Genomic DNA, 6,961 nt, shown 5'->3' with positions numbered 1-6,961 from the left:
TGACTCCTTTGTTCCGGTGTCATTTCTTTTGAGTCAACGTTCTTTTTGACCCCGCCCACCTTCCCTCTCCCCGGTGTCATAACTTATGAGGCAATTCGCGGGGGCGAATTCTTCATTATTTCGACTTGTTCAAGGAGGTGGGAAGTGTTAGCTTGTCCCCCGTGTTAGACGCATCCACAGCCCAACCCCAGTTTTTCGATATCAACGATAAATCCGCCCTTGTCTGCATGGATAATATGGAGTGGCAGAATGTCATCCTCGGGGCACTCACTGATCTGGGCTTTAAAATCCACACGGGAGTCTTTATTGAAGACATTATTAATAAAATCCAAAGCCAAACTTATAATGTGGTGGTGATCGCGGAGAATTTCACCGGGGCGAATCTTGAAGATAACCAGATCCTGAAAGTTTTCCAGAAAATGCCCATGAGCCAAAGGCGTAATCAAATGATTGTCCTTGTCGGGGATTCGATTTCCTCAGCCGACCGGATGAGCGGGTTTATTTTTAGTGTAAATCTCACCGTGTTTTCGGGTGATTTGCCCCAGTTCCAGACCCTGATTAAACGGGCCTTGATCGAGCAAGAGGAGTTCTACCAGTCTTACGCGGCAGTATTAAAAGAAAAACGATAAAGACTCCATGCTGCCGCCCGTCCTCCGTTTGATTCTCGATGGGCCACAGTCGCACGCCACTAATATGGCGGTAGATGAGGCTTTACTGAGTCAGGCCCTCCAGCCAGTCCTACGGGCCTACGAATGGGACCAAAAATGTGTGAGTATCGGTTATTTCAGTAAAAAAGCCCAAGTCCCCCCCGGCGTTGATTTTGTCAGGCGCAGTTCAGGCGGGGGCATCGTCAGCCACGGGGATGACTTCACCTTTTCTGTGGTTTTTCCGGTGGCGCATGATTTTGCCCGGACTAGTGCGGAAGAGGCTTACGAGGGGATCCATGATTGCCTCAGGTGTGCTCTGGAGGAGGTGGGGGTGAAATGTGTGCTGGCCGATTGTTGTGTGAAAGGTGGCACGGGGGAATGTTTTGTCGGATATGAGAAGTATGATGTATTAGCCGGTGGTGTGAAAATAGCGGGGGGCGCCCAGAAGAGGACATCAAAAGGGTTCCTCCATCAGGGGAGTGTGCATTTTGCCGGGGAGAGGATGAGTCTGGCCCTTGCCTTGTCGAAACAAATTGCGCGGCGTTTTAGTCTGGAGATCAGAGATTCCTCACTGACACCCGCCGAAAAATCGATGGTACAGGATTTGGAAAAATCGCGGTATGCGAATCCTGCTTGGAATGATAAATTTTAAAATCATGATACATGGTGTAAGATAATCCTATGTTAAAGAATTTGAATCGACTCGGACTGGTCCTGACACTTTTAATGGTTTGTGCCCCTGTGAATGGTGCCGGCACAGACGCCGCTCCGACAGATGGGACGAGTAAACTCGCCGCACCCCAAATGAATTTTATGCGGATCGCGACCGAGGGAGGTCGCCGTCACCTGCAAATGTCCGTCACGGAGTATGAGATTCACGAATACAAAGCCCGTATCACATTTTATGCGGCGGTGCATATTGCTGATCCTGAGTTCTACAGCTTTTTACAAAAAAGCTTTGAAAAGTATGATGCTGTATTAATGGAAGGAATCGGGGCGGGTGATAAATACGGGACACGCTCACTCCGGACTCCGCCCTTTCCGGCAAATCTCCTTGCCCAGCAGGAGTCCAAGCGGGCGAGCGTCGAGGAGGTCCATGATTTGTATGACGCACTTGCCACGGGACTCGGCCTCAAAGGGCAGATGGATGAAATTGATTTCCGGAAGCGAAACTTTGTTTATCCGGATATGAGTTATCAAGAGCTTGAAAAACACCTCGACACGGCCGGGGTGGATTACCTTTTGCCTGAGGAACAATTCATCCGCCCGGTGATCCCGATGCTCCAAGGATTTGTCAGAGGAGTAAAGTCCGGTAAGGAAGAGTCCTCCGTGACCCGCAATATCATCAAGAATCTCATGGCCGAAATGATTATCCGTATGGACCTAGATGCGGCCTTGGCCGGTGAGGATGATGTCGCGAAAAAAAGGCGCGAGTATTTCAGGATTATTCTGGAGGAAAGAAATCAGAAGGTGGTCGAAGCGATTGAAACTGCCTTAAAGTCCGGGAAAAAGAATATCGCCGTTTTTTATGGGGCGATGCATTTGCCCGGTATCCAGGAAAGCTTGATCAAAGATTTCAAAGCCAAAGAAACGGGTAAAGTCTGGGTGAATGCCTGGAAGTTGAATTAGCCCAAACAAATTGCGCCCGTTAATCGCCCATGAGATTAAGGTAATCGGTTTCGTTTTTAAGCGGGAGGAAGTCGGGGTCTTTTTGGGCGAGGCCACGGTATTGTGGATCGAGGTCAATCGCGGACTCCAAGAGTGTGATTGATTCGGCAAATTGTCCCAGCTGCGCTTGGTAACAGGCGAGGTTATAATGGATGAGGGGTTCCTTAGAAAACCGGGTGAGGGAATCTTCGAGGATCCTTTTGGCTTCCTCCAAGGAGTGTGCCCGACGGGTCGCGTAAGCCAGTAAAATAGGGTATTCCTGCGAGTCCGCGCAATTTGCTGCGTATTGGCGCAGGTGCTCGACAGACCGGGGATATTCACCGAGGGCATTTAGGATCTGCGCCCGGAAAAGGATCAGTCCCGTGGTTTTTTGCTCGAGGGCATTTACCTGATCGAGCTCGGCCAAGCTGTCTTCGTGGAGTCCGAGCTCATGGTAACCGAGCGCGCTTTGGACATATTTTTGAGTTTCAAATGAAAGGGGGTCCATAGGGGGGGGGATCCGGTTATTCCTTTGGGCTAAAGAATCCGACCCAATCTTTCGGTGCCGGCAGGACTTTACCCTCAGGCATTTTCAAGAGGGCCAGGGTTTGATAACAACGGATGATTTTTTTCCCGTCGGTAGGTCTGAAAATCTCTGTGGTGATGTAGAAACGGACACGGTCGGCGCCCGAGAGTGTCGAGGTAATGGTGAGGGATTCGCCGAGTTTAGCCGGTTTGATGTAGTCGATTTCCGTGCGCACGACGACGGCGAAAATATTTTCTTCGGCACATGTCTTGATATCGTGGCCCAGCTGGGCGGCGAGTTTTGTGCGCGCATATTCCACAAAACGTAGGTAAGCGATATTATGCACGACCCCCCCGGCGTCAGTGTCGTAGAACATGACTTCGATCAGGCCATTGTAGAGGGTGTTTGAGGAGTCCATAGGGGTTTGGGCTAAAGGGCGTTTAAAAAGTAATTTTTTTGTTTTTCGGAAATGGGCATTTCGAGCTTTTCCATGACAATCATGAGATCCTCCCAAGCTTTTCTTTTTTCGGCAATTCCTGAAGGTCCCGCTTTCCTGAGCAAATAACTCGGGTGATAGGTGGGCATGGTAGGAATACCCCGGAAATCCAGCCATTTCCCGCGCAATTTGCCTATCCCGGTGTCCAGGCCCAAGAGTCCTTTGACGGCGGATGAACCCAAGGCGACAAGTGCCTTTGGCCGGATGATGTCGATTTGGGAAAGGATATACGGACGGCAGTTCGCGATTTCATCGACGGTGGGCGGGCGATTCCCTGTCGACCCTGCCGGCATGTCGGGACGGCATTTGAGGATATTGCCGATATAAATGTCATCCCTCTGGAGGCCCATGGCCTGGATCATTTTAGTGAGTAAGTGTCCCGCCCGGCCAACGAAGGGCTCCCCTTGTTCATCCTCATCGGCCCCGGGGGCTTCGCCGACGAACATGAGTGCCGCATGGATCGTGCCGGTACCGAATACAGCCTGTTTACGGCTTCTGGCTAGGTGCGGGCAGATTTGGCAACTCAAAACCCGTTGTTTTAATTTTTCGAATTCGATTTCCTTTTCACCCGGGGGAAGTATGGGGCCAAATGTTTCGGCGGGCTCCGGTGATTTCGGAGTCGGGGCAGTGCCCGCTGTTGTCTTTGAAAGGGAAGGAGGGGTGATGCTGGTTTTTAACTCCGGACGCGTGGTGTCCACAGGGAGGGCGGAGGGTGTGCCTGAGGCAGGCGCCGGAGCTGCCGGGGCGAGGGAAAGGGATTTCAGCGTCGCACGCGAGACTTCCACATGTGTTTCACCTTCGTTTTTGAGTTTCTGCAAATAATCAATGACGGCATCGACACCGCGGGAGAAAGGTTCGCTCATGACAAGTCGCCTAATATAGTCAAAAAATCTCCCGGCAGTGGAGCGATAAATTCCAGCTTTTTTCCGGTGCGTGGATGGTCAAAAGCTAGCCGGAAAGCGTGAAGCATTTGCCTGTCGGGATTTGCATAAGGATTATTCAGCTTGGCTTTCCCGTAGAGCTTATCGCCCAGGACCGGGTGGGATTGTGATGACAGGTGGACTCTGATCTGATGGGTGCGCCCCGTCGATATCCGGCACTCCAAGTAGGAATAATGGGTGAATCTTTTCAGGACAGAGACGTGGGTGAGGGCGTTCTTACCGCCGGATTGGGCGATCGCCATTTTCTGGCGGTTATTCGGATGCCGTCCGATGGGCAGGTCAATATCGAAACGGTCAGGATTTACCCGGCCCCAGACCAAGACACGGTAAACTTTTTCGAGGCTCCGGGATTGGAAGGCCTTGACCAGGTTTTGATGGGCCAGATCGTTTTTGGCCACGATCAGGCAGCCGCTGGTGTCTTTATCGAGCCGGTGGACGATGCCCGGTCTTTCGACTCCCCCGATTCCGGATAATGATTTTCCGCAATGGGCCAGCAGGGCGTTTACCAAGGTGTGTTCCCAATTTCCCGCACCCGGATGGACCACCATGCCGGAGGCTTTGTTAATCACGATCAAATCAGAGTCTTCATAGAGGATCTCCAGGGGGATAACCTCCGCCTGGATAGAAAGGGGCGTGGGATCAGGGATTTTTGTGCAGACACGGTCTCCCGTGGAGAGCATCCGGCTGGCCGTGCAGGGTTTGTCATTGATCGTGACCAAACCCTGTTTGATACATTTCTGGAGAAATGAACGGGAATAGGGGATTTTCGAAGGTAAGAAGATATCCATTCTTTGCCCCCCTTGGCCTTGCTCGACGATGATTTCGAATATCTTCACTTTTCTCCAAATAGATGATTGTACGACACAGGTGCAATTGTTAGCTTATTTCCTACATGGCGCAACACGTTACTGAAATAAATTGTATCCAGTGTAATACCTTGCTGTCGGTGGAAGGGATCGAACCCCTTTGCCGGGTGGCCTGTCCGATTTGTAACCACGAAAACCTCGTACCTTTAATCATCGCCAACTATAAAATCATTTCCATTATCGGAGCAGGTGGACAAGGAACGGTCTATCGTGCCGTAGATACATCATTACAGCGTGTGGTCGCGGTAAAGCTCCTCAAGGTGGAGCTGGCTACTGACCAGCAGTTTATTACGAATTTTGCCCGTGAAGCACGGGCGGCAGCCATGGTGACCCACCCGTATGTGGTGCAGATTTATTCATTCGGTGAGGATGAGGGGCAATATTACCTAGCCATGGAGCTCATGGAAAAAGGTAATCTGGACGAGAGGATCGATAAGGAAGGGCGGATCACTGAGATAGATGTCCTCCTGATCGGCGCGCAAATTGCATCGGGCTTGCAGGCGGCATTTGAGAAAGGCTTGATCCACCGGGATATTAAACCGGGGAATATTCTTTTCGACGATCACATGCAGGCAAAGCTCGTGGATTTCGGTCTGGCCACAGTCGTGGGGGGGAATACTTCCCAGGAGATTTGGGGTACACCCTATTACATATCCCCGGAAAAACTCAGCGGGGGACAAGAGGATTTCCGCAGTGATATCTATAGTTTAGGGGCGACACTTTTCCATGCTATCGCAGGTCGTCCTCCTTTTGAAGGGGAGGATGCTGCGGAGATCGTCTCGAAGCATATGAAATCCCAAGCAGTGTCTTTACACGCTTTCGCCCCGCATGTAGCTGACGAGACGGCTTATGTGATCAATAAAATGCTCAATAAAAACTCGTATGAACGTTATAATAGTTACGACGAGCTCATCCAGCACTTGAACTACGCACGGGAACAAATCGAGCACCGTTTCCAAAATCCCTTGGCGACTGTCAAAGCAGATTTTAAATTAAACGACGAACTCGATAAAAATCCTTATATATTATGGGGGGTTATCGGAATGTTTGTTATTGTGGTCGGGTTGATTGCTTTTGTCGGGTTGAATTATAAAAAACTTTTCGGAATTGAATCCCCGACAAGTGAGGTCAAACCCTTGATGGTGACGCAGAGTAAAATAAATGCCGAACAACAGGAAACCTGGGATAAATCGAATCAATATCTTTCCGAAGGGCAATTTGCCGAGGCTTTGGAGGAGCTTGGACGATTACAGGCCCAATTACCCGTTGATCCGGCTAATCCCATTTCCCAGTGGATACCACTCCAGATGATGGCTGCTGGTTATGGCTTGGCCGATCAATCCAAAGTGGATGCCCTGATCAAAACGTATAATGCCGGCAACGAGGCGACCCTTCCCTCAAAAGTCACCATGCCAAACCTGACGAGGGAAATGATTAAGGCAGTGACCACGCGGCGTCCGGTCCAGGACGAGAATAACTGGATACTCCAACAGAATAAGGATATCGCACACATGAGCGCCTATTATCTGGCGATGAAGGCGCTGGCTGTATCAAATTACGACAGGGCTCTGGAGCTTTTTAAATTGTCCCGTACTTTTCCGGTGAATGAGGGCTGGATGAAAGAGATCGATAGTTACGGCAAAAAATTTGAAGCAGATTCCACCCTCTTTGATTCAATCAAGAAAAAGGCTGCGGCAGTCTCTGATGCCGATTCTGCACAAACTGTATTGTCTGAAATCAGAAGTGCCAGTACCAAGGTAAAATTCCCCGCTTTTGTCGATGCCCTACAGGCATTAGAATATGACTTAAAAACAAAATATCCTGCGGCCACTCCCTGA

At 50.3% G+C, this 6,961-nt stretch carries 8 protein-coding genes; 4 read left to right on the top strand and 4 right to left on the bottom strand.

Annotated features, from left to right (window positions below):
• Window positions 1–161 precede the first annotated feature (161 nt).
• From SGI98_12450 to SGI98_12440, 3 genes are read left to right on the top strand one after another with little or no spacing between them, the layout of a single operon-like run.
• Complete coding sequence (locus SGI98_12450; GenBank protein ID MDZ4744212.1) at window positions 162–629, top strand: hypothetical protein; 468 nt, start codon at window positions 162–164, stop codon at window positions 627–629.
• 7 nt (window positions 630–636) lie between these two features.
• On the top strand, window positions 637–1,299 hold the full coding sequence (locus tag SGI98_12445; GenBank protein MDZ4744211.1) for a hypothetical protein: 663 nt from the start codon (window positions 637–639) through the stop codon (window positions 1,297–1,299).
• Between the two features lie 29 nt (window positions 1,300–1,328).
• Window positions 1,329–2,276, top strand: a complete 948-nt coding sequence (locus SGI98_12440; GenBank protein ID MDZ4744210.1) for a TraB/GumN family protein — start codon at window positions 1,329–1,331, stop codon at window positions 2,274–2,276.
• Window positions 2,277–2,295: 19 nt separating this feature from the next.
• On the opposite strand, the gene SGI98_12435 is transcribed toward SGI98_12440, so the two are convergent.
• From SGI98_12435 to SGI98_12420, 4 genes are read right to left on the bottom strand one after another with little or no spacing between them, the layout of a single operon-like run.
• Window positions 2,296–2,802, bottom strand: a complete 507-nt coding sequence (locus tag SGI98_12435) for a hypothetical protein (protein ID MDZ4744209.1) — start codon at window positions 2,800–2,802, stop codon at window positions 2,296–2,298.
• A 16-nt stretch (window positions 2,803–2,818) separates the two neighbouring features.
• On the bottom strand, window positions 2,819–3,238 hold the full coding sequence (locus SGI98_12430) for an acyl-CoA thioesterase (GenBank protein ID MDZ4744208.1): 420 nt from the start codon (window positions 3,236–3,238) through the stop codon (window positions 2,819–2,821).
• Window positions 3,239–3,249: 11 nt separating this feature from the next.
• Window positions 3,250–4,179, bottom strand: a complete 930-nt coding sequence (locus SGI98_12425) for a uracil-DNA glycosylase (GenBank protein ID MDZ4744207.1) — start codon at window positions 4,177–4,179, stop codon at window positions 3,250–3,252.
• Window positions 4,176–5,093 carry an RluA family pseudouridine synthase gene (locus tag SGI98_12420; protein ID MDZ4744206.1) on the bottom strand — a complete coding sequence of 306 codons (918 nt, stop codon included), beginning with the start codon at window positions 5,091–5,093 and terminating at the stop codon, window positions 4,176–4,178. The genes SGI98_12425 and SGI98_12420 overlap by 4 nt, the downstream gene beginning before the upstream one ends.
• 56 nt (window positions 5,094–5,149) lie before the next feature.
• Between SGI98_12420 and SGI98_12415 the strand changes: the two genes are divergently transcribed.
• On the top strand, window positions 5,150–6,961 hold the full coding sequence (locus SGI98_12415; protein MDZ4744205.1) for a serine/threonine-protein kinase: 1,812 nt from the start codon (window positions 5,150–5,152) through the stop codon (window positions 6,959–6,961).

The sequence above is a fragment of the Verrucomicrobiota bacterium genome, assembly GCA_034440155.1.
GTDB lineage: Bacteria > Verrucomicrobiota > Verrucomicrobiia > JAWXBN01 > JAWXBN01 > JAWXBN01.
Note: the sequence above shows the minus strand (reverse complement) of the source record. Positions and strands in the feature narration are given on the sequence as shown.